General features: G+C 63.2%; 27 protein-coding genes. 17 read left to right on the plus strand and 10 right to left on the minus strand.

The features are described from left to right. Positions 1-4: 4 nt before the first annotated feature. Positions 5-994, plus strand: coding sequence for a fatty acid desaturase (locus BUB53_RS12905; RefSeq protein WP_073035193.1), 990 nt, complete (start codon positions 5-7; stop codon positions 992-994). 133 nt (positions 995-1,127) lie between these two features. Here the strand turns inward: BUB53_RS12905 and serS are convergent, their stop codons facing one another. Then, on the minus strand, positions 1,128-2,420 hold the full coding sequence (gene serS, locus BUB53_RS12910) for a serine--tRNA ligase (RefSeq protein WP_073035194.1): 1,293 nt from the start codon (positions 2,418-2,420) through the stop codon (positions 1,128-1,130). A gap of 243 nt (positions 2,421-2,663) precedes the next feature. Between serS and yajC the strand changes: the two genes are divergently transcribed. The 9 genes from yajC to BUB53_RS12955 all read left to right on the plus strand — a co-directional run bounded on the left by yajC (position 2,664) and on the right by BUB53_RS12955 (position 9,525). Continuing rightward, on the plus strand, positions 2,664-2,945 hold the full coding sequence (yajC, locus tag BUB53_RS12915; protein ID WP_073035195.1) for a preprotein translocase subunit YajC: 282 nt from the start codon (positions 2,664-2,666) through the stop codon (positions 2,943-2,945). 52 nt (positions 2,946-2,997) lie between these two features. After that, complete coding sequence (secD, locus tag BUB53_RS12920; protein ID WP_073035196.1) at positions 2,998-5,631, plus strand: protein translocase subunit SecD; 2,634 nt, start codon at positions 2,998-3,000, stop codon at positions 5,629-5,631. After that, complete coding sequence (locus BUB53_RS12925) at positions 5,624-6,385, plus strand: sulfite exporter TauE/SafE family protein (RefSeq protein ID WP_073035197.1); 762 nt, start codon at positions 5,624-5,626, stop codon at positions 6,383-6,385. Before secD ends, BUB53_RS12925 begins: the two co-directional genes overlap by 8 nt. 1 nt (position 6,386) lies before the next feature. Beyond that, positions 6,387-6,740, plus strand: coding sequence for an Mth938-like domain-containing protein (locus BUB53_RS12930; RefSeq protein WP_073035198.1), 354 nt, complete (start codon positions 6,387-6,389; stop codon positions 6,738-6,740). A 64-nt stretch (positions 6,741-6,804) separates the two neighbouring features. Then, positions 6,805-7,422 (plus strand): heme ABC exporter ATP-binding protein CcmA, encoded by a 618-nt coding sequence (gene ccmA / locus BUB53_RS12935; protein ID WP_073035199.1) that lies wholly within the window; start codon positions 6,805-6,807, stop codon positions 7,420-7,422. Beyond that, a complete protein-coding gene (gene ccmB, locus BUB53_RS12940; protein WP_073035200.1) occupies positions 7,419-8,075 on the plus strand; it encodes a heme exporter protein CcmB in 657 nt (218 codons plus the stop codon). Before ccmA ends, ccmB begins: the two co-directional genes overlap by 4 nt. Positions 8,076-8,091: 16 nt before the next feature. Next, positions 8,092-8,829, plus strand: a complete 738-nt coding sequence (locus BUB53_RS12945) for a heme ABC transporter permease (RefSeq protein WP_073035201.1) — start codon at positions 8,092-8,094, stop codon at positions 8,827-8,829. Continuing rightward, entirely contained in the window at positions 8,826-8,984 is a 159-nt protein-coding gene (gene ccmD / locus BUB53_RS12950) for a heme exporter protein CcmD (protein ID WP_188744998.1), read from the plus strand. Before BUB53_RS12945 ends, ccmD begins: the two co-directional genes overlap by 4 nt. Next, a complete protein-coding gene (locus tag BUB53_RS12955; protein ID WP_073035202.1) occupies positions 8,977-9,525 on the plus strand; it encodes a DsbE family thiol:disulfide interchange protein in 549 nt (182 codons plus the stop codon). The genes ccmD and BUB53_RS12955 overlap by 8 nt, the downstream gene beginning before the upstream one ends. 94 nt (positions 9,526-9,619) lie before the next feature. Here BUB53_RS12955 and BUB53_RS23385 read toward each other — a convergent pair whose 3' ends face one another. Then, on the minus strand, positions 9,620-9,754 hold the full coding sequence (locus BUB53_RS23385; protein ID WP_268238456.1) for a hypothetical protein: 135 nt from the start codon (positions 9,752-9,754) through the stop codon (positions 9,620-9,622). Positions 9,755-9,984: 230 nt separating this feature from the next. On the opposite strand from BUB53_RS23385, the gene BUB53_RS12960 reads away from it, so the two are divergent. Further along, on the plus strand, positions 9,985-10,377 hold the full coding sequence (locus tag BUB53_RS12960) for a diacylglycerol kinase (protein WP_188744997.1): 393 nt from the start codon (positions 9,985-9,987) through the stop codon (positions 10,375-10,377). Positions 10,378-10,671: 294 nt separating this feature from the next. Here the strand turns inward: BUB53_RS12960 and acnA are convergent, their stop codons facing one another. After that, positions 10,672-13,422: an aconitate hydratase AcnA gene (gene acnA / locus BUB53_RS12965; protein WP_073035203.1), complete on the minus strand. Its 2,751-nt coding sequence runs from the start codon at positions 13,420-13,422 to the stop codon at positions 10,672-10,674. A gap of 220 nt (positions 13,423-13,642) precedes the next feature. On the opposite strand from acnA, the gene BUB53_RS12970 reads away from it, so the two are divergent. The 5 genes from BUB53_RS12970 (at position 13,643) to hemF (ending at position 17,598) form a co-directional block, all read left to right on the plus strand. After that, positions 13,643-14,362, plus strand: coding sequence for a DUF1223 domain-containing protein (locus tag BUB53_RS12970; protein WP_073035300.1), 720 nt, complete (start codon positions 13,643-13,645; stop codon positions 14,360-14,362). 124 nt (positions 14,363-14,486) lie between these two features. Further along, positions 14,487-14,840: an ATP-dependent Clp protease adapter ClpS gene (gene clpS / locus BUB53_RS12975; RefSeq protein WP_073035204.1), complete on the plus strand. Its 354-nt coding sequence runs from the start codon at positions 14,487-14,489 to the stop codon at positions 14,838-14,840. Positions 14,841-14,847: 7 nt separating this feature from the next. Further along, a complete protein-coding gene (locus BUB53_RS12980) occupies positions 14,848-15,846 on the plus strand; it encodes a class I SAM-dependent methyltransferase (protein WP_073035205.1) in 999 nt (332 codons plus the stop codon). Between the two features lie 46 nt (positions 15,847-15,892). Further along, positions 15,893-16,693 (plus strand): SDR family NAD(P)-dependent oxidoreductase, encoded by an 801-nt coding sequence (locus BUB53_RS12985; RefSeq protein WP_073035206.1) that lies wholly within the window; start codon positions 15,893-15,895, stop codon positions 16,691-16,693. A 14-nt stretch (positions 16,694-16,707) separates the two neighbouring features. Beyond that, complete coding sequence (gene hemF, locus BUB53_RS12990) at positions 16,708-17,598, plus strand: oxygen-dependent coproporphyrinogen oxidase (RefSeq protein ID WP_073035207.1); 891 nt, start codon at positions 16,708-16,710, stop codon at positions 17,596-17,598. Between the two features lie 30 nt (positions 17,599-17,628). On the opposite strand, the gene BUB53_RS12995 is transcribed toward hemF, so the two are convergent. The 7 genes from BUB53_RS12995 to purB form a co-directional block, all read right to left on the minus strand. Continuing rightward, positions 17,629-18,570 (minus strand): lysophospholipid acyltransferase family protein, encoded by a 942-nt coding sequence (locus BUB53_RS12995; RefSeq protein ID WP_073035301.1) that lies wholly within the window; start codon positions 18,568-18,570, stop codon positions 17,629-17,631. A 90-nt stretch (positions 18,571-18,660) separates the two neighbouring features. Then, positions 18,661-19,302 (minus strand): nitrile hydratase subunit alpha, encoded by a 642-nt coding sequence (nthA, locus tag BUB53_RS13000; protein WP_073035208.1) that lies wholly within the window; start codon positions 19,300-19,302, stop codon positions 18,661-18,663. Between the two features lie 4 nt (positions 19,303-19,306). Beyond that, complete coding sequence (locus tag BUB53_RS23430; protein ID WP_327213542.1) at positions 19,307-19,570, minus strand: SH3-like domain-containing protein; 264 nt, start codon at positions 19,568-19,570, stop codon at positions 19,307-19,309. Further along, positions 19,563-19,910 (minus strand): SH3-like domain-containing protein, encoded by a 348-nt coding sequence (locus BUB53_RS23435; protein WP_073035210.1) that lies wholly within the window; start codon positions 19,908-19,910, stop codon positions 19,563-19,565. The genes BUB53_RS23430 and BUB53_RS23435 overlap by 8 nt, the downstream gene beginning before the upstream one ends. 317 nt (positions 19,911-20,227) lie before the next feature. Continuing rightward, on the minus strand, positions 20,228-21,310 hold the full coding sequence (locus tag BUB53_RS13015) for a flagellar motor switch protein FliG (protein ID WP_073035211.1): 1,083 nt from the start codon (positions 21,308-21,310) through the stop codon (positions 20,228-20,230). A 119-nt stretch (positions 21,311-21,429) separates the two neighbouring features. Beyond that, positions 21,430-21,588 carry an adenylosuccinate lyase gene (locus tag BUB53_RS13020; RefSeq protein ID WP_143163211.1) on the minus strand — a complete coding sequence of 53 codons (159 nt, stop codon included), beginning with the start codon at positions 21,586-21,588 and terminating at the stop codon, positions 21,430-21,432. A 124-nt stretch (positions 21,589-21,712) separates the two neighbouring features. Next, positions 21,713-23,020, minus strand: a complete 1,308-nt coding sequence (gene purB / locus BUB53_RS13025; RefSeq protein ID WP_073035213.1) for an adenylosuccinate lyase — start codon at positions 23,018-23,020, stop codon at positions 21,713-21,715. Positions 23,021-23,111: 91 nt separating this feature from the next. Here purB and BUB53_RS13030 point away from each other — a divergent pair, with 91 nt between their 5' ends. Beyond that, positions 23,112-23,531, plus strand: a complete 420-nt coding sequence (locus tag BUB53_RS13030; protein WP_268238455.1) for a DUF6314 family protein — start codon at positions 23,112-23,114, stop codon at positions 23,529-23,531. Positions 23,532-23,687 lie beyond the last annotated feature (156 nt).

The following is a 23,687-nucleotide window of genomic DNA, read 5'->3' on the forward strand; positions in this document are numbered from 1 at the left end:
CGTCATGACGATTCGAGAGTTCACCCGCGCCTACGCAGGCAAAAGCGATCTGTTGGGGGGCCTGTCCCTTGTGGTGACCCTTGCGGTTTACTTGGGGGCCTTGGCGCTTGCCGCGCGGTTTTCCGGGCATTGGGGGCTCAGCACCCTGCTGATTGTCGTGCTGGCCTTTGCTTCTGTGCGACTATACGTGCTGCAACACGATTGCGGGCACTATGCCCTGTTTGCAACCCGGCGGCTGAACGATCTGGCGGGGCATGTTCTGTCGGTGTTTTCGCTGACGCCCTACCGGGTGATGCAATACAATCATAACCTGCATCATGCCTATCTGGGCAATCTCGATCACCGTGAAACCACCGAAGTCTACACGATGACTCTGGCTGAATGGCAGGCGGCGCCCTGGTGGCGGCGTTTGTGGTACAGGCTTTACCGAAATCCGGTGCTGATGCTGGGGCTCGGTGGGATCTATGCTTATTTCATCGTCTATCGCTGGCCGGCCAACACGCTCAAGGTCGGGGCCGGTGGCGTGATCGCCCATAATATCGCCCTGGCGGTCTATATCTGGCTGGTCTGGTGGGCGCTTGGGGTGCCGGGCCTGATCGTGCTTGGAGCAAGCGCAGTGTTGGCTGGGGCCATCGGCGTGTTTCTGGTCTATCTCCAGCACAATTTCGAAGACACCTATTGGGATCGCAAACCCGATCTGGATTTTCGCCGTGCGACGCTGGAGGGCTCAAGTTCGCTCGATCTGGGCTGGTTGTGGGATCTGGGCACCGGCAACATCGCCTATCACGACCTGCACCACTTTAACCCCGGTATCCCCTCCTATCGGCTGCGCCGCTGCCAGAAAGAGATGCCCGAAGAGCTTCGTACCCATGACGTGATCCGCTGGCCCGAAGCGCTGGCCAGTTTCCGGCTGAAGCTATGGGACGAGGATCGCCAGAAGCTGGTGCCATTCCCACGCCAAGGTGAAGGGCAGGGTGCTGTTCCCGCCGGATAATTTTATGTCAAACCGGGGAGGGGGCGGCTTGCCCCCGGTTACCACAGGCGTTCTGTTGGGGGCGCCCGTTCGGGGCTGAAAACGATCCTCACCCCCGAAGATATTTTGAAACTGCAAGAAGAAGAGCGCGGGATCAGGCCAGCGTGCCATCGGCTTGCAGGACGGTCTTGCCGCGCAGGTAGGGGTGTAGCGCTTCGGGCAGTTTGACCGAGCCATCCGCCTGCTGACCGTTTTCCAGCACAGCGATCAGGCAACGGCCCACGGCCAGCCCCGACCCGTTCAGCGTATGCACGAATTGCGGCTTGCCGCCGCCTTCGGGTTTGAACCGGGCGTTCATGCGCCGCGCCTGGAAATCGCCGCAGACCGAAACCGAGCTGATCTCGCGATAGGTGTTCTGGCCGGGCAGCCAGACCTCGATGTCATGGGTGCGGCGCGCGCCATCGCCCATGTCGCCGGTGCACAGTACGATGGTGCGATAGGGCAGGCCCAGCTTTTCCAGGATGCCCTGTGCGCAACCGGTCATGCGATCCAGTTCGGCGCGTGAGTGATCGGGATGGGTGATCGACACCATTTCGACCTTTTCGAACTGATGCTGGCGCAACATGCCCGAGGTATCCTTGCCCGCGCTGCCCGCTTCCGAGCGGAAGCATTGCGTATGGGCGGCATAGCGGCGTGGCAGATAGGATTCATCGACCGTTTCACCGTTCACGAGATTGGTCAGCGTGACCTCGGCCGTGGGCACCAGCCACCAGCCATTGGTTGTCCGATAGCTGTCCTCGCCGAACTTGGGCAGTTGCCCGGTGCCGTACATCATGTCTTCGCGCACCAGAACCGGGGTCCAGGTTTCCAGCAGCCCGTTTTCCTCGACATGGGTGTCCAGCATGAACTGCGCCAGGGCCCGGTGAATACGCACCACGCCCCCCGACAACACCACGAAGCGCGAGCCGCTGAGTTTCGCGGCAGCCTCGAAATCCATCCCCGGTTTCACGCCTTCGATCTCGAAATGCTCCTTGGGGGCGAAATCGAATTCGGCGGGGGTGCCCCAACGATGGATTTCGACATTGTCGTTCTCGTCCTCGCCGTCGGGGATGTCGTCCATGGGGAGATTGGGCAGGCCCATCAGCAGGTCGGTCAGTTGCTGATCCAACTCCTTGGCTTGGGTCTGCATCGCGGCGACCTCGGCCTTTTTCTCGCCCACGAGGGTGCGCAGGCGCTCGAACTCGGCCTCGTCGCCCTTGGCCTTGGCCGCGCCGACCTCTTTGCTGGCCTTGTTCTGTTCGGATTGCGCGGTTTCGGCAGCGTGAATCTTGGCGCGTCGCGCCTCGTCGAGTTCGAGGATCGGGCCCGAGGCATTTTCCATGCCCCGCCGCGCCATGGCGGCGTCGAAAGCTGCGGGATTTTCACGGATGGCGCGAATGTCGTGCATGAGAATCGTCCTCGGCGCTTGGTTGCGGTCGTTTCGGGGCCTTATGCACCAGATTTTTTGCAAGGTGTAGGGTGGTTTGCGCCGATGTCGCATGCTGTCGTTTCGCACCGACGAAATACCGACGTCATACCGACGCGATACAGACACGCTGTTAGCGCCTTGCAAATGGTCTGCTCGGGTCATAGGTTCCGGCCAATTCGGCGGGGCCTCGTGGTGCCCCTTGTGATAAAGGACAAGACCCAGATGGAAGCCTTCGGACAGTTCATTCCCCTCATTCTGATCTTCGCGATCATGTATTTCCTGCTGATCCGCCCTCAGCAAAAACGCCTCAAGGATCACAAGGCCATGGTCGAGTCGCTGCGCCGCGGCGATCAGGTTGTCACCCAGGGCGGGCTGATCGGCAAGGTCTCCAAGGTCAAGGATGGCGACGAGGTCGAGGTCGAACTGAACGAAGGCGTGAAGGTGCGGGTTGTCAAATCGACCATCGCGCAAGTGCTGAACAAGACCGAACCGGCGGAAGGCTGATTCCGCCCGACCGCTCTGACAGGACCCGGCAATATATTGAAAAGGCAGGATAATGCTGCAAATTGACATGTGGAAACGCATCGCGATCTGGGGCATTGTCGCCCTTGGTCTTCTGCTGGCACTGCCCAACACCTTTTACAGCCGGGTCGAAACGCATAACGACGCCATGAAGGCGATCGAGGCCGGGGCGCAGTCTCCGCAACTGACCGAGGCCGCCGGGCAATGGCCCGGCTGGCTGCCCTCGGGATTGGTCAATCTGGGGTTGGATCTGCGTGGCGGGGCGCATTTGCTGGCCGAAGTGCAGGTCGAGGATGTCTATCAGTCCCGGATCGAAAGCATGTGGCCCGAGGTGCGTGACCTGCTGCGCGAGGAACGTGATCGTGTCGGTCCGATCCGCCTGCAACCCACTGAAAACGCAGAGCTTCGCGTGCGTCTGGTCGAGAAGCCCGAAGAGGCCGAGTACGCCGCCAGCCTTGTGCGCGGTCTGGCGCGCCCGGTCACCAGCCTGACCGGCGCGGGGGCCAGCGATATCGAGGTGTCTGCCGAGGGCGATCAGATCGTCGTCCGGCTGAGCGAGGCCGAACAGCGTGCCACGGACGAGCGCACCGTGCGTCAGGCGTTGGAAATCATCCGTCGCCGTATCGACGAGGTTGGCACGCGTGAACCCACCATTCAGCGGCAGGGCGCTGACCGTATCCTGATCCAGGTGCCCGGCGTGGGCAGTGCGGCGGAGTTGAAAGAGATCATCGGCACGACCGCGCAACTGACGTTCCAGCCCGTGGTAGGCCGCTCCCAGAACGAGAACGAGTCACCCGGCGCGGGCAACGAGGTGCTTCCGGCGCTTGATCAGGAAGGGCTGTTTTACATCCTTGAACGCGCTCCTGTGGTTACTGGTGATGAACTGGTGGATGCGCAGCCCGATTTCGATCAGAACGGTCGCCCGGCCGTGTCCTTCCGGTTCGACCCGCATGGCGCGCGCAAGTTCGGGGATTATACGGCGGAGAATATCGGCAGCCCCTTTGCTATCGTTCTGGATGGAGAAGTGATCAGCGCGCCCGTGATCCAAAGCCATATCCCGGGCGGCTCCGGTATCATTACCGGCAATTTCACGGTCGAGGAAAGCACCCAACTGGCTGTGCTGCTGAGGGCCGGTGCGTTACCTGCGGGCTTGGACTTCCTCGAAGAACGTACCATCGGACCGGAGTTGGGTGCCGACAGCATCGAGGCGGGCAAGGTCGCTTGTATGGTGGCCTTTGCTCTGGTGCTCGTGTTCATGGTGGCCAGCTACGGTACTTTCGGGATTTTCGCCAATATCGCGTTGATCGTGAATGTCGGGCTGATCTTCGGCCTGCTCAGCATGATCGGGGCGACGCTGACCTTGCCCGGGATCGCCGGGATCGTGCTGACCATCGGGATGGCGGTGGATGCCAACGTGCTGGTGTTTGAGCGTATTCGCGAGGAAATGAAGACGGCCAAGGGCCCGGCACGGGCGATCGAACTGGGCTATGAAAAGGCGCTGAGCGCGATCACCGATGCCAATATCACCACCTTCATCACGGCGGTGATCCTGTATGCCATGGGGTCGGGGCCGGTGCGCGGATTCGCCATTACCCTGGGGTTGGGGATCATCACCTCGGTTTTTACCGCGATTTTCCTGACGCGCCTGATCGTTGTCATGTGGTTCGAGCGCAAGCGCCCGAAAACGGTGCTTGAAGGACGTGCATTGCGCCTTGTCCCGAAGGAAACCAAGTGGGATTTCTTCCGCCGCTGGAAGCTGTCACTTGGACTTTCCGCGGTTCTGATCGTCGTCGCCGCCGGATCGTTCCTGGCGCAAGGGTTGAACTATGGGATTGATTTCCGGGGTGGTACGACCATTCGGACCGAAGCCGTCCAACCTGTCGATATCGGGGCGTATCGCGATGCGATCCAGCCTCTGCAACTGGGTGACATCACGATCACCGAGGTGTTCGACCCGACCTTTGCCGAGGATCAGAATGTGGCGATGATCCGCATTCAGGCGCAGGACGATCAGGAAAGCGTGTCCGCCGATGTTATCGGGCAGGTCGAAACCGCGTTGCAGGCCGTCGCGCCGGATCTGAAATTCACATCGGTCGAAAGTGTCGGGCCCAAGGTGTCTGGCGAGTTGATCCAGACCGCGATGATCGCGGTCGGGCTCGCCATCGCGGCGGTGCTGATCTATATCTGGCTGCGCTTCGAATGGCAGTTCGCATTGGGCGCCGTGGCTGCATTGGTGCATGATGTCGTGCTGACCATCGGTATCTTTTCCGAGCTCCAGATTCAGTTTGATCTGGCCATTATCGCCGCGCTGCTGACCATCGTGGGCTATTCTCTGAACGATACGGTAGTCGTCTTTGACCGGGTTCGCGAAAACCTGCGGAAGTATAAGAAAAAGCCCCTCAAAGAGATTCTCAACGTGTCGATCAACGAAACGTTGTCACGTACGATGATGACCTCAGTCACCACGTTGCTGGCGTTGCTGGCGTTGTTCGCGCTTGGCGGGGATGTGATCCGCGGCTTTGTCTTTGCGATGATCTGGGGCGTTATCGTCGGGACCTACTCGTCGGTTTTCGTGGCCAGCACGGTGCTGCTCTGGCTGGGGGTCAAGCGGGATTGGTCCAAGCCCGACGCGAACAAGGGCAACCAGTTCGCCAACGTGGATGCCTGATACGCTGCTTCAGGCCTGGGCCACTCCGGGCCTGATCTGGCTGGTGATCGCCATCGGTATCGCGGGCATCGTGCGCGGGTTCACAGGCTTTGGAACAGCGTTGATTTTCGTTCCCGTGGCGGGAATTTTCCTGCCTCCGGCCATCGTGATCGGGGTGATCACTCTCACGGGGGTGGCCAGCACGGCGGCCTTGCTGCCCCGCGCATGGGGGCAGGCGCATCGGCGCGAGGTCGGAGTGCTGGCCCTGGCGGCGCTGATCACCGTTCCCGCAGGGCTATGGCTGATGGACAGGCTGCCAACGGATACCGTGCGGTGGATCGTGGCCGGGGTGGCGGCGGCAACCTTGCTGGCCCTTGTTGCGGGCTGGCGGTTTTCGGGTCAGGTCTCGAAGCCGGGTCTTGGCATGATTGGTGCAGTGGCCGGTGTAATCGGTGGATTGACGGGGCTGACCGGGCCTGTGGTGATCCTGTTCTATCTTGCAGGGCAATCCACGGCGCAATCGGTACGGGCCAATACCATCCTGTTTCTTGCCATTCTGGACGTGGTGATCGTCGGCAACCTGTTGTGGCGCGGGACGGTGACGCTGAATACCGTTTTGCTGGCCGTGACGCTGGCGGTGCCTTATTTCATCACCACCCTGATCGGCCAGTCGATGTTTGACCCGCGCCACGAGCGGTTGTACCGATGGGCCGCGTATGGGGTGATCGGAGTGGCCGTTTTGACAGGGCTGCCGATCTGGACGCCGGGGAATTGACATGCAGATGCACGAGGTGAATTTTGCCGAGGCCACGCCGATCGACGGTTACGGGCCGGGTTTCTTCCGGATCGGCGGCGAGGTGTTCGAGGGTGCCGTTCTGGTTACGGCCAGCCAGGCGCGCGGATGGAGCGGATATGAGGATACCGCGCCGTTGCTGGAGCTGGCAGAGCAGGTCGATGTGCTGTTCATCGGCACCGGGGCCGAGACCGCGCATATCCCGGCGACCTTGCGCAACAGGCTGGAAGAGGCTGGCCTGGGCGTCGAAGTGATGCATTCCCCCGCCGCCTGCCGGACCTTCAACGTGCTGCTTTCCGAAGGGCGGCGTGTGGCGGCGGCCCTTCTGCCCGTGTAAAATTCCAATCCGGTTTGATCGAGGTCACTTACAGCGGCGGCGGCTTTGGGGTAGGGACGGTTTCATGGGATTGAATGTGTCAGACCTGACGATTGCGCGCGGCGGTATCAAGGTGCTCGAAGGGATTTCCTTTGCGCTTGAACCCGGCTGCGCCATTGTGCTGCGCGGGCCGAACGGTATCGGCAAAACAACCCTTCTGCGCACGGTGGCCGGGTTGCAACCGCCGGTCTCGGGCCGGGTCGAGGCCGCACCGGAAAGTCTTGTCTATGCGGGGCATTCCGATGGGATCAAGGCGACGCTGAGCGTGGCGGAAAACCTTGAGTTCTGGGCGCAAGTCTTTGGCAACAGTGATATTTACGTCGCTATCGAGGCCTTTCAACTGGACCGGCTGACCACCCGGCCCGCAGGTGGCCTTTCGGCGGGACAAAAGCGCCGGCTCGGATTGGCGCGGTTGTTGGTAACGGGCCGTCCTGTCTGGGTGCTTGACGAACCCACCGTATCGCTGGACGCCGAGGCCGTGGCCATGTTTGCCGAAGCCGTGCGGAGGCATCTGCGTGGCGGTGGTTCGGCCCTGATCGCCACCCATATCGACCTTGGCCTGCCCGAAGCCGAGGTTCTGGAGGTCGGTCCGTACCGTGCCAAACCGGCTGAGGCCGATGATTTCGACGAGGCGTTTCTGTGATCGCTCTGTTGATCCGTGACTTGCGCCTGGCGATCCGGGCGGGCGGGGGGTTTGGCCTCGGGCTGGCGTTTTTCCTGATCGTCGTCACCTTGGTGCCGTTCGCCGTAGGGCCGCAAAGCGACCTGCTGGCGCGGATCGCGGCGGGCATCCTTTGGCTGGGAGCCTTGCTGTCCTGCCTGTTGTCGCTGGATCGCATCCTTGCGCTGGACTGGGAGGATGGCAGCCTCGACCTGCTGGCCACCGCCCCCTTGCCGATGGAGGCCATCGTCAGCATCAAGGCATTGGCCCACTGGCTGACCACGGGCCTGCCGCTGGTGCTGGCCGCGCCGGTTTTCGGCCTGCTTCTGAGCCTGCCCGAGGCGGGGTACAAACCGCTGATTATTTCGCTGCTTCTGGGAACGCCCGCTCTGAGCGTGATCGGAACCTTCGGGGCGGCGCTGACGGTGGGGCTGAAGCGTGGGGGGCTTTTGCTGAGCCTGCTTGTGCTGCCGCTTTACGTGCCCATATTGATTTTTGGCGCTGAAATGGCTCGGCGTGGGGTCGATGGGCTGGATTATACGACGCCGCTTCTGATGCTCGCGGGCATCACCTGCGGCACCATCGCGCTTTTGCCTTTTGCCTCGGCTGCGGTATTGAAGGTCAACCTGCGCTAAGCATATGGGATACGGAATGAACCTGAACGCACTCTGGGCCTATGCCAACCCCAAGAAATTCATCCAGACGACCGACAAGGTGTTGCCCTGGGTGTCGGTGCTGGCCGTTGTTTCATTGGTGGTCGGGCTGATCTGGGGCTTTTTCTTCACGCCCGAGGATTACCGGCAGGGATCGACGGTCAAGATCATCTATCTGCATGTGCCGAGTGCGCTGATGGCGATCAATGTGTGGCTGATGATGCTGGTGACCTCGCTGGTCTGGATCGTGCGGCGGCATCATGTCAGTGCCTTGGCGGCAAGGGCGGCGGCGCCTGTGGGGGCGGTGATGACGCTGATTGCGCTGGCCACCGGGGCGATCTGGGGGCAGCCGATGTGGGGAACATGGTGGGCGTGGGACCCGCGCCTGACATCGTTCCTGATCCTTTTTCTGTTTTATCTCGGGTACATGGCCCTGTGGGAGGCCATCGAGAATGACGATACCGCAGCAGACCTGACCAGCATTTTGTGCCTTGTCGGGTCGGTGTTTGCGCTGCTCAGCCGGTATGCGGTGAATTTCTGGAACCAGGGATTGCACCAGGGGGCGTCGCTGAGCCTTGATAAGGAAGAGAATGTGGCCGATGTTTTCTGGTATCCTCTGCTGGTTTGCATCGCCGGATTTGTATTACTTTTCATAGCCTTGGTCCTGTTGCGGACGCGTACTGAAATTCGTGCGCGGCGGATGCGGGCACTGTTGGCGCGGGAGCGGATGGGATGATGCCTGATCTGGGGAAATATGCCGAGGCGGTTTTGTCGTCCTACGCGGTGTCGATTGCCTTGTTGGTGGTGCTGGTCTGGATGAGTTTGCGGCGCGCGAAACGCGTGAATAAACAACTGGAAGACGTTGAATCGAAAGTGAAACGCAATGGCTGAGAAGCAGTTCAACATTCTGTATTTCATTCCGGTCGCAATCGTTGCGTTGATTTTGGGCACATTGTTCCTACCACCGCTCTTCAAGGATCAGGCTACCCGCAATCAACTGCCCTCGACATTGGAAGGGCGGGCGGCGCCGGCGGTGGAGGTGATGCCGTTGGGGGATAAAAAACTGTTCAAGGACAGTGACTTGCGTGGCGAAGGTGTGAAGCTGGTGAACTTCTGGGCCAGTTGGTGTGCGCCGTGCCGGGTGGAGCATCCCAATCTTGAAAAACTGACGGAACAGGGCATCACCATCTATGGGGTGAACTACAAGGACAAACCCGGTAACGCCTTGAAATTTCTCAACGATCTTGGCGATCCCTATGCCGCCATCGGGGCGGACGAGGCCGGGCGCATGGCGTTGAACTGGGGGGTCTACGGGGTGCCCGAGACCTATGTGATCGACGGGAACGGGCAAATCCTGCTGCGCTTTGCCGGTCCGATCACCGAACGGGCGATGCAGAACCAGATCCTGCCCGCCATCGAACAGGCGCGCTGAGTTTCGTACGTTTTGTACGAAGTGTACGCGGGTTTTGTACGAAATCCGGCAGGGTTCCGAAGGTTTGCGTCCATCATGGGCGCATTGCCCGCAGTCAGAAGCTGCACTCGACCTCGGCATTGGGGGTGAGACTGGGGCAGGGCCGGTTGCTTTCGCTGTCGCCCTGCGCGCCGATTACCGCCATCAGGGTGAGAATCCCTGCCTGAACCAGAATTATGACTGCCTGCATTGGTTACCTCATCGTTTGCCCGATTATTCGTTTTGAAACCCATTTGGGGGATTGATGGGCGGATGAAAGGGGGAGACCTGCGGATTTGGCATCACAGGCGCGCGATGGGCAGAATGCCGCCTTTTCTCTGCGGGCGAGAGCGGATCACGGGGCGCGCGCGGTTGCTCGACAGGGTTTGCGGGGCTGGCTAGGGTGCAGGGACGAGGCGAGGCGATTGGCGAGGTGGACAGATGGAGCAGGGGCCGAATGTGAAGGGCCATGGCCTGAGGGGCATTGCACGGCTGCGCGCGGCGTATCGCAATTCCGTGGCGGGCTTTGGCGATATCTGGCGCGGGGAAGAGGCGTTTCGCATCGAGGTGATCGTGCTTTTGCTGTCGCTGCCGGTGGCGATCTGGCTGGGTGAGACGATGCTGGCCCGTGCGGCGCTGGTGGTGTCGGTGCTGTGCGTTCTGATCGTGGAAATCCTGAACAGCGCCATCGAGACGGTGGTGGACCGGATCGGCGCCGAGCGGCACGAGTTGTCGCGCATCGCCAAGGACCTGGGGTCGCTGGCGGTCCTGCTGGCCACGATTGCGGCGGGGCTGATCTGGCTGGCGGCGCTTTGGGACAGGTTTGCGGGGTAGGGTGGTTTTGGGGGGTCGGGTGGTGAGGGCTGTTGCTGAGCCGCGCGGTCGCCGATCCGCGGGGTGGCGGCTAACCTATGGGCATCGTACTTTATCCCGGCCAAATCCGAAAAACGCCGGTGTTTCTCCTGCCACCAACCAATCGCCGCCCCGGGGGGCGGGTCGGCGATCGCGCGGCGGCCTTCGGCCTTGATTCCGCGCGAAGGAACGCGCCTGACGATCACGCTCGGGTGGTTCGCCACATGAAAAAAGGGCGGCCCGGAGGCCGCCCTTGTGGTCTGTGCCGGTCCGCGATCAGGCGGATTTGGCGAGATTGCGCAGCACGTAGTGCAGCACGCCGCCGTTTTCGACATATTCCTTTTCCACCGCCGTATCGATGCGCGACTTGAGGGTGATCTCTTTCGTCGTGCCATCGGCATAGGTGATGGTGCAGGGCACGTCGGCCTGCGGTTTCATATCGCCTTCCAGCCCGGTGATGTCGAAGCTTTCGTCGCCGGTCAGCTTGAGGGTCGAGCGGGTGTCGCCGCCGGTGAACTCGAACGGGATGACGCCCATGCCGACGAGGTTCGAGCGGTGGATACGCTCGAAGCTTTCGGCGATCACGGCCTTGACGCCGAGAAGGCTGGTACCCTTGGCGGCCCAGTCACGGCTGGAGCCCGCGCCGTACTGTTCGCCGCCGATGACGACCAGCGGGGTGCCCTGTTCCTGATAGGCCATGGCGGCATCGAAGATCGAGGTCTGTTCCCCGTCGGGGCCCTTGGTGTAGCCGCCTTCGACGCCATCCAGCATCTCGTTCCTGATGCGGATATTGGCGAAGGTGCCGCGCATCATCACCTCGTGATTGCCGCGGCGCGATCCGTAGGAGTTGAATTCGCGCACCGGCACCTGCCGTTCGGTCAGGTACTGACCGGCGGGCGTTTCGGGCTTGAAGCTGCCGGCGGGGCTGATGTGGTCGGTGGTGACCATGTCGCCCAGAAGGGCCAGCATGCGCGCGCCCCTGATGTCGGAAATGGTGCCGGCTTCTTTCGCCATGCCCTGGAAATAGGGCGGGTTCTGGACATAGGTCGATTGCGGGGGCCAGTCATAGGTCTTGCCCTCGGAGGTTTCAACCGCCTGCCATTTCTCGTCGCCCTTGAAGACATCGGCATATTTCGACTGGAACGCCTCGCGCGTGACGGTCTGTTCGACCAGGTCGGCGATTTCCTTCTGGGTCGGCCAGATGTCTTTCATGTAGACATTGTTGCCGTCCTTGTCGGTGCCGATGGGGTCTGTGGTGAGGTCGATATTCATGTCGCCCGCGATGGCGTAGACCACCACCAGCGGCGGCGAGGCCAGGTAGTTGGCGCGCACGTCGGGGCTGATCCGGCCTTCGAAGTTGCGGTTGCCCGACAGCACCGAGGTGGCGATCAGGTCGTTGTCGTTGACGGCCTTGGAGATTTCCTCCTGAAGCGGGCCGGAGTTGCCGATACAGGTGGTGCAGCCGTAGCCGACGAGGTTGAAGCCGATGGCGTCGAGATCGTCTTGCAGGCCCGCGGCTTCGAGATAGTGCGACACGACCTGACTGCCGGGTGCGAGCGAGGTCTTGACCCAGGGCTTGCGGTCGAGGCCCAGTTCGCGCGCCTTGCGGGCGACGAGGCCCGCGCCGATCATCACGTAGGGGTTCGACGTGTTGGTGCAGGAGGTGATCGAGGCGATCACGACCGAACCGTCGCGCAGCCGGTACTCCTCGCCCTCGACTTTGGCGGTTTTGCGGATGTCGTTTTCGGCGGTGTTCAGATCGCCCTCGGAGGCCATGTCGCGCGCCTCGTCGGACACGTCCATGCCGCGATACTCGCCCACGACCCGGTAGAAGGCCGACGCCGCCCGGTCGAGCGCCACGTAATCCTGCGGACGTTTCGGGCCCGAGATGGCGGGCACGATGGTGCCCATGTCGAGGCTGAGCGTGTCGGTATAGACCGGCGCATAGTTCGCGTCGCGCCAGAAGCCGTTTTCCCGTGCGTAGGCTTCGACCAGGGCGATGCGGTCGGCGTCGCGCCCGGTGTTGCGCAGGTAGCGCAGGGTTTCGTCGTCGATCGGGAAGAAGCCGCAGGTGGCGCCGTATTCGGGGGCCATGTTGGCGATGGTCGCGCGATCGGCCAGCGGCAGGTTGTCGAGGCCCGCGCCGTAGAATTCGACGAACTTGCCGACAACGCCCTTGGCGCGCAGCATTTCGACGACTTTCAGCACGAGGTCGGTGCCGGTGGTGCCTTCGACCATGGCGCCGGTCAGTTCGAAGCCGACGACTTCGGGGATGAGCATCGAGATCGGCTGACCGAGCATGGCGGCCTCGGCCTCGATCCCGCCGACGCCCCAGCCCAGAACGGCGGCGCCGTTGACCATGGTGGTGTGGCTGTCGGTGCCCACCAGCGTATCGGGATAGGCCACCTCGACGCCGTCCTGATCGACGTCGGACCAGACGGTTTGCGCGAGGTATTCGAGGTTCACCTGGTGGCAGATGCCGGTGCCCGGCGGCACCACGCGGAAGTTGTTGAACGCGCCCTGGCCCCATTTCAGGAACTGGTAGCGTTCCATGTTGCGCTCGTATTCGCGGTCCACGTTCATCTGGAAGGCGCGGGGGTTGCCGAATTCGTCGATCATGACCGAGTGGTCGATGACCAGATCGACCGGGTTCAGCGGGTTGATCTGTTCGGCGTTGCCGCCGAGCGCCACGATCCCGTCACGCATCGCGGCGAGGTCCACCACGGCGGGAACGCCGGTGAAGTCCTGCATCAGCACGCGGGCCGGGCGATAGGCGATTTCGCGCGGATTCTTGCCGCCCTTGTCGGCCCATTCGGAGAATGCCTTGATGTCGTCGGTCGAGACGGTCTTGCCGTCTTCGAAACGCAGCATGTTTTCCAGCACCACGCGCAGCGCGGCGGGCAGTTTCGAGAAATCGCCCAGACCGGCCTTTTCAGCGGCTTCGATCGAATAATAGGCGAAGGTTTTGCCGTTGACGCTGAGTTCCTTGCGCGTCTTGGCGGTGTCGTGTCCAACGGAGATGGGCATGTGGCCTTCCTTTCACTCTCAAGGCAGGAATTCGCTGGCTTGCTTCTGACCCATTTGAAACTAGCGATCAAGGGGGGGCAATGCATTTTTAGTATACTATTGCACACCGAAAATCGGTGAAAGGTCTTTCACTCCGCTCTCGCGAAACCTTGATTGGTCATTGCAGGTGTGAGTGGATACATGAAATACCGAACAGGAAATGCGCAACAGGCCCGATCCCATGACATCACAGCTTTTCAGAGTCGCTTTGTTCCTTGTCCTCGGGCTTCTGGGCGCGGCGGTCGTGCTGGGCGCCACGCCGGGGCGGGCCGAGGAGCGGCGGGTGGTGGTCGAGCTGTTCACCTCGCAGGGGTGTTCCTCTTGCCCGCCGGCGGATGCGTTGCTGCTCGAACTGGCCAAGCGCGAGGATGTGGTCGCGCTGGCGCTGCATGTGGATTACTGGGATTACATCGGCTGGAAGGACGGTTTCGCCACGCCCGCCCACACTGCCCGGCAAAAGGCCTATGCGGCGTCGCGGGGGGAAAAGATGATCTATACGCCGCAAATGGTGGTGCAGGGGCAGGAGGCCATCGTCGGCACCAAGGAAATGAAACTGGCCGACCTGATCGCGCGGCACAGGGTCGAACCTCAGGCGGTGGATTTGTCGGTCGCACACGCGAACGGGGTTCTGACGATCTCGGCGCAGGGGGCGCTGCCCTATCCTGTGGATGTCTGTCTCGTGCGCTACCTGCCGCAGAAAACGGTCGAGGTGCGCAAGGGCGAGAATGCGGGCCGCACGCTGACCTATGCCAATATCGTGACCGACTGGTCCGTGCTGGGCGAATGGGACGGGCGCGCGCCCTTGTCGATGCAACTGCCGCTGGAGGGCGATCAGCCTGCCGTGGTGATCTTGCAGCAAAAAGGGTTCGGCCCGATCCGCGCCGTGGCGGACCTGCGCTGAGGGTCCCGGCGGGCGGGTCACAGCGGAAATTTGCGACATTGCCGGTGCGCTGCCCCTTTTCTCGGGCGGCAGAGAAGTTATATTGCCGCCCTGCGAGCGGACTATCAGCAAAGCACGGGAACTCATGGCACAGCACAGCGTATGGATGATGTCCGGCGAGGATGACGGCGACGCGGATGGCGGGGCCGATACCTCGGTCGTGGTCAAGACTCGCCCCAAGACGAAGCGCCCGCCGCTTTACAAGGTCTTGCTGCTGAATGACGACTATACCCCGATGGAATTCGTGGTTGCGGTGCTGGAGCGGTTTTTCGGCATGAATCATGCGCAGGCCTTCGAGATCATGCTGACCGTCCACAAGAAGGGGCTGGCCGTGGTGGGCGTGTTCAGCCACGAGATCGCCGAGACCAAGGTGGCGCAGGTGATGGATTTCGCGCGCCAGCACCAGCACCCGCTGCAATGCACCATGGAAAAAGAGTAGGGCGCGGATGAGCATCCCGTCACGCCTGTCGCTGGCCCTTGAGGCCGGTTTGCTGGACTTGCCCGAGGCCGGACGCATTGCCGTGTTCGCCCCGCGCGAGGGGCTGGATATGTCGGCGCTCCCCGTCGAACGGTGCCACCTGATAACGAGGTCAAAACCCGAGCACGATCATTTCGCCGGTCTGGGTCTGAATTGCGCGGTCGAGCCCGAAGGGCGCTATGGCGCCGCGCTGATCTGTCTGCCCCGTGCCAAGGCGCTGGCGCATGCGTTGATCGCGCAGGCGGCGGAGGTGACCGACGGGGTGCTGATCGTGGACGGGGCCAAGACGGACGGGGTGGAATCGATTCTGAAGGAGTGCCGCAAGCGCGCCGACGTGTCCGCGCCGGTGAACAAGGCGCATGGCAAGCTGTTCTGGTTTCATGCCGGGCCGGAGGTTTTCGCGGATTGGGCGATGAGCGGGCCGCAGGAGATCGACGGCGGATTCGTAACCGTGCCGGGGGTGTTTTCGGCTGATGGAATCGACCCGGCCTCGCGCCTGCTGGCCAATCATCTGCCGCGCAAGCTGGGCCGTCATGTGGTGGATCTGGGGGGCGGCTGGGGCTATCTGAGCGCCCGCGCGCTGGAAGGGCGCGACGAGATCGAGCGGATCGAGCTGATCGAGGCCGATCATGCCGCGCTGGCCTGTGCGCGCGAGAACGTGGCGGATGCCCGCGCCGTGCTGCATTGGGAGGACGCCACGCGCTGGCAGCCCGACGCGCCGGTGGATGCGGTGATCACGAACCCGCCGTTTCATACCGGGCGCGCGGCGGACCCCGATCTTGGGCGGGCTTTTATCCGTGCGGCGGCGCGGATGCTGAAGCCGCGCGGCGAGTTGTGGCTGGTGGCCAATCGTCATCTGCCTTACGAGACCGAAATGCGCGCGTATTTCACCCATGTGGACGAGGTGGCCGGGGACAGCCGTTTCAAGGTTCTGCACGGGCGCGGGGTCTCTCGCAAAGCGCGGTGAACTGCCCTAGGGTGGCGCGCAGACTCAACAGGAAAGGCTGCTGATCATGTCATTTTCCATTTCCGGCAAGACGGCCATCGTGACCGGCGGGGCCAACGGGATCGGGCTGGCCATCGGTCGGCATTTTGCCGACAAGGGCGCCAATGTGGTGTTTGCCGACATGGACGAGGACCGGCTGGTCAAGGAGTTGGGCAACAACGAGGAAACGCCCAATATCCGCTATTTTGCGGGCGATCTGCGTGAGCGGCTGACACAGGCCAACCTGTTGTCCGCCGCCATCGACGCCTTCGAGCAGGTGCATATCCTGATCAACGCGTCGCGTCAGGTGGTGCCGTCGGATGCGCTCAATCCCGATGACGATGCGGTGGAGCAGTTGTTGCAGCAGAACCTGATGACGGCCCTGCGCATGAGCCAGATGGTCGCCAAGCGGATGATCAAGCAGGCCGAGGGCCAGGAAGAGGGCAGCGCGGGCACGATCGTGAACCTGTCCTCAATCGCGGCGCGGCGCACCCATCCCGACCTGATGGCCTATTCGGTCTCGACCGCCGCGCTGGACCAGATGACGCGCAGCATGGCCGTGGCGCTGGCGCCGCATCGCATCCGGGTGAACGCGGTGGCGTTCGGATCGGTGATGAGCGCCTCGCTCAAGCATACCCTGCGCGAAAAGCGCGATTACCGCGCCGATATCGAGGAACACACGCCGCTGGGGCGGATCGCCTCGCCCACGGAACTGGCCGAGGCGGTGCAATACCTGGCCTGTGACGGCTCGGCCTTCATGACCGGGCAGATCATGACGGTGGATGGCGGGCGCTGCCTGCTCGATCCGGTGGCGGCCCCGGCGCATTGAGGAAGGACAGCGGTATGAGCGGCGATATGCTGAATGAGAAAAAGCGCGCGGCGCAGTGGTTTCGCAGCCTGCGCGACGAGATCGTCGCGGCCTTCGAGGCGCTGGAGGACAGCCATGACGACGGCCCGCTGAGCGAGGCCGCGCCGGGGCGTTTCGAGGTGAGCGAAACCACGCGCGCCAGCGAGGACGGGTCGGATGCGGGCGGCGGGCTGATGAGCGTGATGCGCGGCGGGCGCGTGTTCGAGAAGGTCGGGGTGAACGTGTCGGAAGTGTACGGCACCTTGGGCGAGGCCGCGCAAAAGGCGATGGCGGCGCGCGGTGTGCCGGGGATCGCCGAAAACCCGCGGTTCTGGGCCAGCGGCATCAGCCTCGTGGCGCATATGCAAAATCCGCATGTGCCCGCCGTTCACATGAACACGCGGATGTTCTGGACGCCGGGGGCGTGGTGGTTCGGGGGGGGATCGGATCTGAACCCGTGTATCGAATATGACGAGGACACGGCACATTTCCACGCCACGCAACAGGCGCATCTGGAGCCGCATGGCTCAGATCTGTATCCGCGCCTCAAGGACTGGGCGGACGAGTATTTCTATATCCCGCACCGGCACCGGGCGCGCGGCGTGGGCGGGATTTTCATGGATGATCGCAATTCCGGCGACTGGGAGGCGGATTTCGCCCTGACGCAGGATATTGGGCGGGCCTTTTTGCCGGCTTTCGTGCCGCTGGTGGAAAAGCGCCGGGGGCAGGCGTTCAGCGAGGCCGACAAGGACACGCAACTGGTTCATCGCGGGCTTTATGCGGAATACAACCTTGTCTATGACCGGGGCACCAAGTTCGGGCTGGCCACGGGGCATGACGCCAACGCGGTGCTGATGAGCCTGCCGCCCATGGCCAAGTGGGTCTGAGCAGGCAGTAAGCGGCGCGAGGCGGGCGGCCTAGCCGTTGCGGTGGTTTTCAAGCTGTTTCGCGCCGCGATCGGCCAGCGGGCCGATGCCGTCTTTCCAGCGGCGGTGAATCCAGAACCATTGATCCATGTGCTTGCGCACCATCGCCTCCAGCCGGTCGTTGACCTCTTGCGTCATGGTGACGGGATCGGTGGCGGGCACGGGCTCTTCCACAATGACGCGGTAATCGAGGCCGTTTTCCTGCCGGATGGCCCAGACCGGCACCAGCGGCGCGTCGAACTTGAGCGCCAGTTCGGCGGTGGCGAGCGGCGAGAGCGCCGGTTTGCCGAAGAATTGCAGCGGCACGCCGTCCAGCGCGTTGAGGTCGGTCAGGATGGCCAGCACCCCGCCCGAGCGCAGGTGCTTGACCATCTGCATCATGCCGCGCCGGCCCTGTTCGAACATCGGCTGGCTGATCGCGTCCATGGCCTGAATATAGCGGCGGTTGAAGAACTCGTTGGCCATCGGGCGGTAGAACACCCCCATGTCGAAGCCCTGTTCGATCATCGCCACCCGCGCGGCGTTGAAATTGCCGAAATGGCCGGTGACGAAGATTATCGGGCGGCCCTCGGCGCGGGCGGCGCGGATCGCGTCGAGGCCGGGGCCTTCGACCGGGGCCTTGCGCCCGCGTTCGACGAAACCTTCGGGCGAATACAGTTCGATCATGTTGCGCCCGGCGTTGTCGGGCACGGCGCGGGTCAGGCGGCGCACCTCGGCTTCGGGCAGGTCGGGCAGCACATGGGCGAGGTTGTCGCGCACCCGTTTGTCATAGCCCGCGATGGGCGCGATGATGCGCGATGTCACCCAGCCCATTGCCGGAAGCCGCCAGCGATAGGGCAGCAGGCGCGCCAGGGCGATGGGCGCATACATGGCCAGCCCGAGGGCGGTATCGCGTGCACGGTCGGGAAAGCTGGGGGTGGTCGGGTCTGTCATCGCGTCGGGGCCTGTGATCCTTGTCGGGCAGACATACGCCGCGCGCCGCGCGATCACAAGACCGGGGTGCCAGGGTTCTGACCCTAGGCGTTACGGGGTACGGGGCAGGCCGGTGCCGATCATCGAATCGCGGGTGACGAGCGCGGCAAGCGCGTCTTCGTCCATCTGCCCGGTGCCCGCAGGGCGTGCGGGCAGCACGATATAGCGCATGTCCGCGGTGCTGTCATGGACGCGGATGGTGGTGGCCGGGGGCAGATCGACGCCGAATTCGCGCAGGACGGCGCGGGGTTCGCGCACGGCGCGCGAGCGGTATTCGCGGGTCTTGTACCAGTCGGGGGGCAGGCCCAGCAGGTTGCGCGGGTAGCATGAACAGAGCGTGCAGACGATCATGTTATGGGTCTCCGGCGTGTTTTCGACCGCGATCAGGTGCAGCGTGCCGATGTCGAATCCCATCTCGCGGCAGGCGTCCGAGGCGTTTTCCAGAAGGCGCGCCTTGAAGGCGGGATCGCTCCAGGCGCGGGCCACCACGGCGGCCCCGTTGGCAGGGCTGCGGGCATCCATCGCGTCGATCTGTGCGGCGACTTCGGCGGCGCTGAGGTGGCCCTTTTCGATCATCAGTTCGCGCACGGCGATTTCCATGCGCTGCCAATAGGTGAGCGGGGCGTCATTGTCGGCCCGGTAGGGATGGCCCGAGGGGCTGAGCCCGGTATGGTCGTGATGATCGTGCGGCATGCGTTCAGACCTTTTCCAGCCAATGGCCGTAAATCTCGGCGTCCAGCGTGTCGGTGGGGCATTCGGCGGCCTCGCCCCAGAGTTCCGCCATGCTGAAGCGCACGCGGTAGAGCGGCTGTTTGTCGGCGGGCAGGCCATAGGCCAGTTGTTCGGGGTTGGCGAAGGGGCCAAGCGGGCGCTCGATGGTGCCGGTCTTGCCGCGCAGATAGGCGGGGGTGCGCACATGGCCGGGGGGCATCATCGTCTTGACGCGGACACGTTCAGCCATGTTTGCGCTCCTGCGCCTCGGCATAGGTGGGGCCGCGGGCGGCGATCTCTTCCATGCGGGTGCCGAGTTCGGCAAGGGAATAGGCGCCGGATTCGATCAGGTTCTGATTGATGGCGGCGATCCAGCGTTCGTAATAGCTCATCTTGTCGAAGGCGTCTTCGCCCATGTCTTCGAGCGCGCGGCGCAGCCCGTCGACGGTGAAGAACCCCTTGGCGCCGCAGAGCACCATCAGGGCATCGACGCGCTTTTCCCAAAGCGCGAAGTCATGATCGTCTGCACAGACCGGGCCTGCATCCTGCCCGCCCATGTCATGCCAGCGGCGTCCGTCGGTATCACTCATGACGGGCAGGGTAGGCGGGGGAAAGGGGGCTGTCCAGTGGGTTGAGGACGGCTTGAGCGATCGGAGATCAGGTGCTGCTTTAACGTCTTCGTCATTCGAAACATCGGTCACACGTGCCCCCCGGATCGCTTGCGATCCGGTTCGCACCCGACCCCGCCCCCCAGGGCGGGCGCGAATTGTACCAGCGTTTCAATAAAGTATTGCATTGGCGCTTTGATGCGATGCCTGAGCAGACTTTACCGCGCCCACCCTCGGGGTCGGGCGCGAACCTGCCGTTGGCTGCTTTGTCCGATGACGCGGTCTTCGAGTCCCTTGCGTCAGGCGTTTTCCTCTTCCTCCTCGTCGTCGGGGACGGTGAGGGTGATTTCGCCCCTGGCCTCCAGCGTGCGGATGGCGTTGACGACGTCGGTCATCGCGGCCTCGCCGTCGCGGGGTTTGACCTTGCCCAGGTCCTGCATCTCCTCGCGCAGGGCCTCGGCCATGCGTTTGGAGATATTGCCAAGCACGAATTCGGCTGCCGCGGCCAGATCGCCGCCCTGATCCGTGGCCGAGGCCAGTGCGGTGACCAGCACGGGCTGATCCACCTCGCGGGTGATCTTGGGCACGTCCGCCGGGACGAGGCGCGCGGGGATGTGGACGAAGGTGAAGATCGCCTTGCGCACGAGATTGGCAAAATCCTGATCGGTTTCATCAAGCCCGGTCAGCACGTCGTCGCGGGTGGCGGCGGCGGAGTAGTTGAGGATCGCGCCCACCCGTTCCACCGGCCCGTCGTCGAAGGCGGTTTCGGGCACGTCATGCAGTTGCGCGGCCAGCGCAAGGCCGATCCGGTCCACCGCGTCGGGGGTGACGGCGCCGGTTTGCGACATGGCATAGGTGATGCGGCGTGCCCGGTCGCCGGGCAGGCGGCCCAGCAGGTCGGCGGCGCGGGCGACATCGAGCTTGGAGAGCATGACGGCGGCGATCTCGGTGCTTTCGCGGCTCAGGATATCGAGCAGGTCATCGGGCGGGGCGGCGCGCACCTGTTCCCACGGATCGCCGAACTGGCGCACGCCCGCCTCTTTCCTGAGCCGGGCGGCGGTTTGCGGGCTGATCCGGCCATCAAGCGCGCTGAGCGCACCGGCGACGCCGCGCGGGAAGGTCAGACCCATCGCCTCGAGCTCGGAGGCGAATTCGGCCACCACATCGGCCAGTGTGCTGCGATCCACATAGCGCATCGAGCCCATCTGCGTGGTCAGTTGCGCCTGTAGCGGGTCGGGCAGATCGGTGAGCGGTAATTCCGCGCCTTCCTTGAGCAGGAAGCGCACGATGATCGCCGGCTTTTGCCGGCGGGTCAGGCGCGCGCTGGCGGGGCTGGCGGCGCGGGGCGGTGCGAGTTGCGCAAGCGGTGTCGAATGGGTCATCCCGTCCCTCGTTCAGGCATTGGGGCCAGTCTAGGGCGGGAGTGGTGAAGAAATGTCTAAAAAAAGCGGGGCGCACGAAGTAGGGCGCCCCGGAAATTTGCCTGAAATCGCGTCTGCGGTCAGCTTGTGGTTTGCGGTACGCAGGTTTTCGATCCGGCATCCCATGTGGTGCCGTCGGCGCAGGACATCGCCTGCTGTTCATGTGCGGGACAGGCATGGGCGGCCATCGCCGAAGTCACGGTCAGGGCCGCCGCGGTCAGAATGGTCTTGAGGGTCATTTTCGATATCTCCTGTTGAACCATGGAATGAGCATAGCACAGGATCGGCTTTCGGCAAAATCATCAATGAAAAAGGGCGGCCCGTGACGGGCCGCCCGATGAAAAACCGTGCATATGGTGCCGGTCAGCTTTCGCCGAAGACCCGTTTGAAGATCGTATCGACATGCTTGGTGTGATAGCCCATGTCGAATTTTTCCTCGATCTGCTCCTTGCCGAGGGCCGCGACCACGTCTTTGTCGGCCAGCAACTCCTCCTTGAAGTCGGTTCGCTCTTCCCAGACCTTGAGCGCGTTGCGCTGCACCATGGCATAGGCGTCTTCGCGGCTGACGCCCGCCTGGGTCAGGGCCAGGAGCACGCGTTGTGACATGACGAGGCCGGGGAACTTGTTCATGTTCTCCAGCATGTTCTCGGGGAAGATCAGCATCTTGTCGATCACGCCGGTGAGGCGGGCGAGGGCGAAATCGAGGGTGATGGTGGCGTCCGGGCCGATCATCCGCTCGACCGAGGAATGCGAGATGTCGCGTTCATGCCAGAGCGCCACGTTTTCCATCGCCGGGACCACGGCGGAGCGCACGAGGCGGGCGAGGCCGGTGAGGTTTTCGGTCAGCACCGGGTTTTTCTTGTGCGGCATGGCGGAGGAGCCTTTTTGCCCCATTGAGAAGAATTCGGCGCCTTCCAGAACCTCGGTGCGCTGCATGTGGCGGATCTCGATGGCGATGTTCTCGATCGAGGAGGCCACGACGCCCATCGCGGCGAAGAAGGCGGCGTGACGGTCGCGCGGGATGACCTGTGTGCTGATCGGTTCGGGGCTGAGGCCCAGTTGCTTGCAGACATGTTCCTCGACGCGCGGGTCGATATTGGCGAAGGTGCCGACCGCGCCGGAGATGGCGCCGGTGGCCACCTCCGCGCGCGCGGTTTTCATGCGGGCGAGGTTGCGATCCATTTCGGCATAGAAGCGCGCGAAGGTAAGGCCCATGGTGGTGGGTTCGGCGTGGATGCCGTGGCTGCGGCCCACGCGCAGGGTATTCTTGTGCTCGAGCGCGCGGCGCTTGAGGGCGGCGAGCAGCCCTTCGATATCGGCGATCAGGATGTCGGCGGCGCGTACCAGTTGCACGTTGAGGCAGGTATCCAGAACGTCCGAGGAGGTCATACCCTGATGCACGAAGCGGGCCTCATCGCTGCCGACATGTTCGGCGAGGTGGGTGAGGAAGGCGATGACGTCATGTTTGGTGACGGCCTCGATCTCGTCGATGCGGGCGACATCGAAGTCCACGTCCTTTGCTTTCCAGACAGCCTCGGCGTTTTCGCGGGGGATCACGCCCAGATCGGCCATGGCGTCGCAGGCGTGGGCTTCGATCTCGTACCAGATGCGGAACTTGGTTTCCGGTGACCAGATGGCAACCATGTCGGGGCGGGAATAGCGGGGAATCATGTGACGAACCTTTGCATCTGCTGTATCGGTTGGCGCGGGTTTAGACGGAAGGCGCCTCAGCGGCAAGCGGATGGCACCGGGGTGAGACGCATTGAGTGAAGCGGAAAGCGACAGGGCGGCGCGCGTGCTGGCCGATTTCGAGGGGCGCTGGCGGATGGCGCGCCGGATCGGGCAGGCGAACGGCCCCGATGCGCGGCTGGAGGGCGAGGCGTGCTGGAGCCCCGTGGCCGAGGGATTGCTGTGTGAGGAGCGCGGTGTGCTGAGCGTCGAGGGCCAGCCGCCGCTGGAGGCGCATAGGCGATATCTGTGGCGCGCCGATCTGAGCGTGTGGTTCGACGATGGGCGCTATTTCCATCAGGTGCCGGGGCAGGGCGGGCCTTGCGGGCATTGGTGCGCGCCCGATCAGTATGACGGGGTTTACGATTTCAACCGCTGGCCGGTCTGGCGTTGCACATGGCAGGTGCGGGGGCCGCGCAAGGACTACCGGATGGTGACGGAGTACCGGCGGTAGGGTGTGTGGCGGTGGTGATACGGGGCGCGGCCCCCGTCGCGCGCCATGCGGCCTGTCCGGGGCTGAAACGATCCCCCGGATCGTTTCCGGGACGCCCCTCATCCCCCGGGAAATTTTCGGAAAGAAGAAGGGACGGTCTTTCGGGATGGACAGGCG

It is taken from the genome of Roseovarius pacificus (assembly GCF_900142665.1).
Classification (GTDB): domain Bacteria; phylum Pseudomonadota; class Alphaproteobacteria; order Rhodobacterales; family Rhodobacteraceae; genus Roseovarius; species Roseovarius pacificus.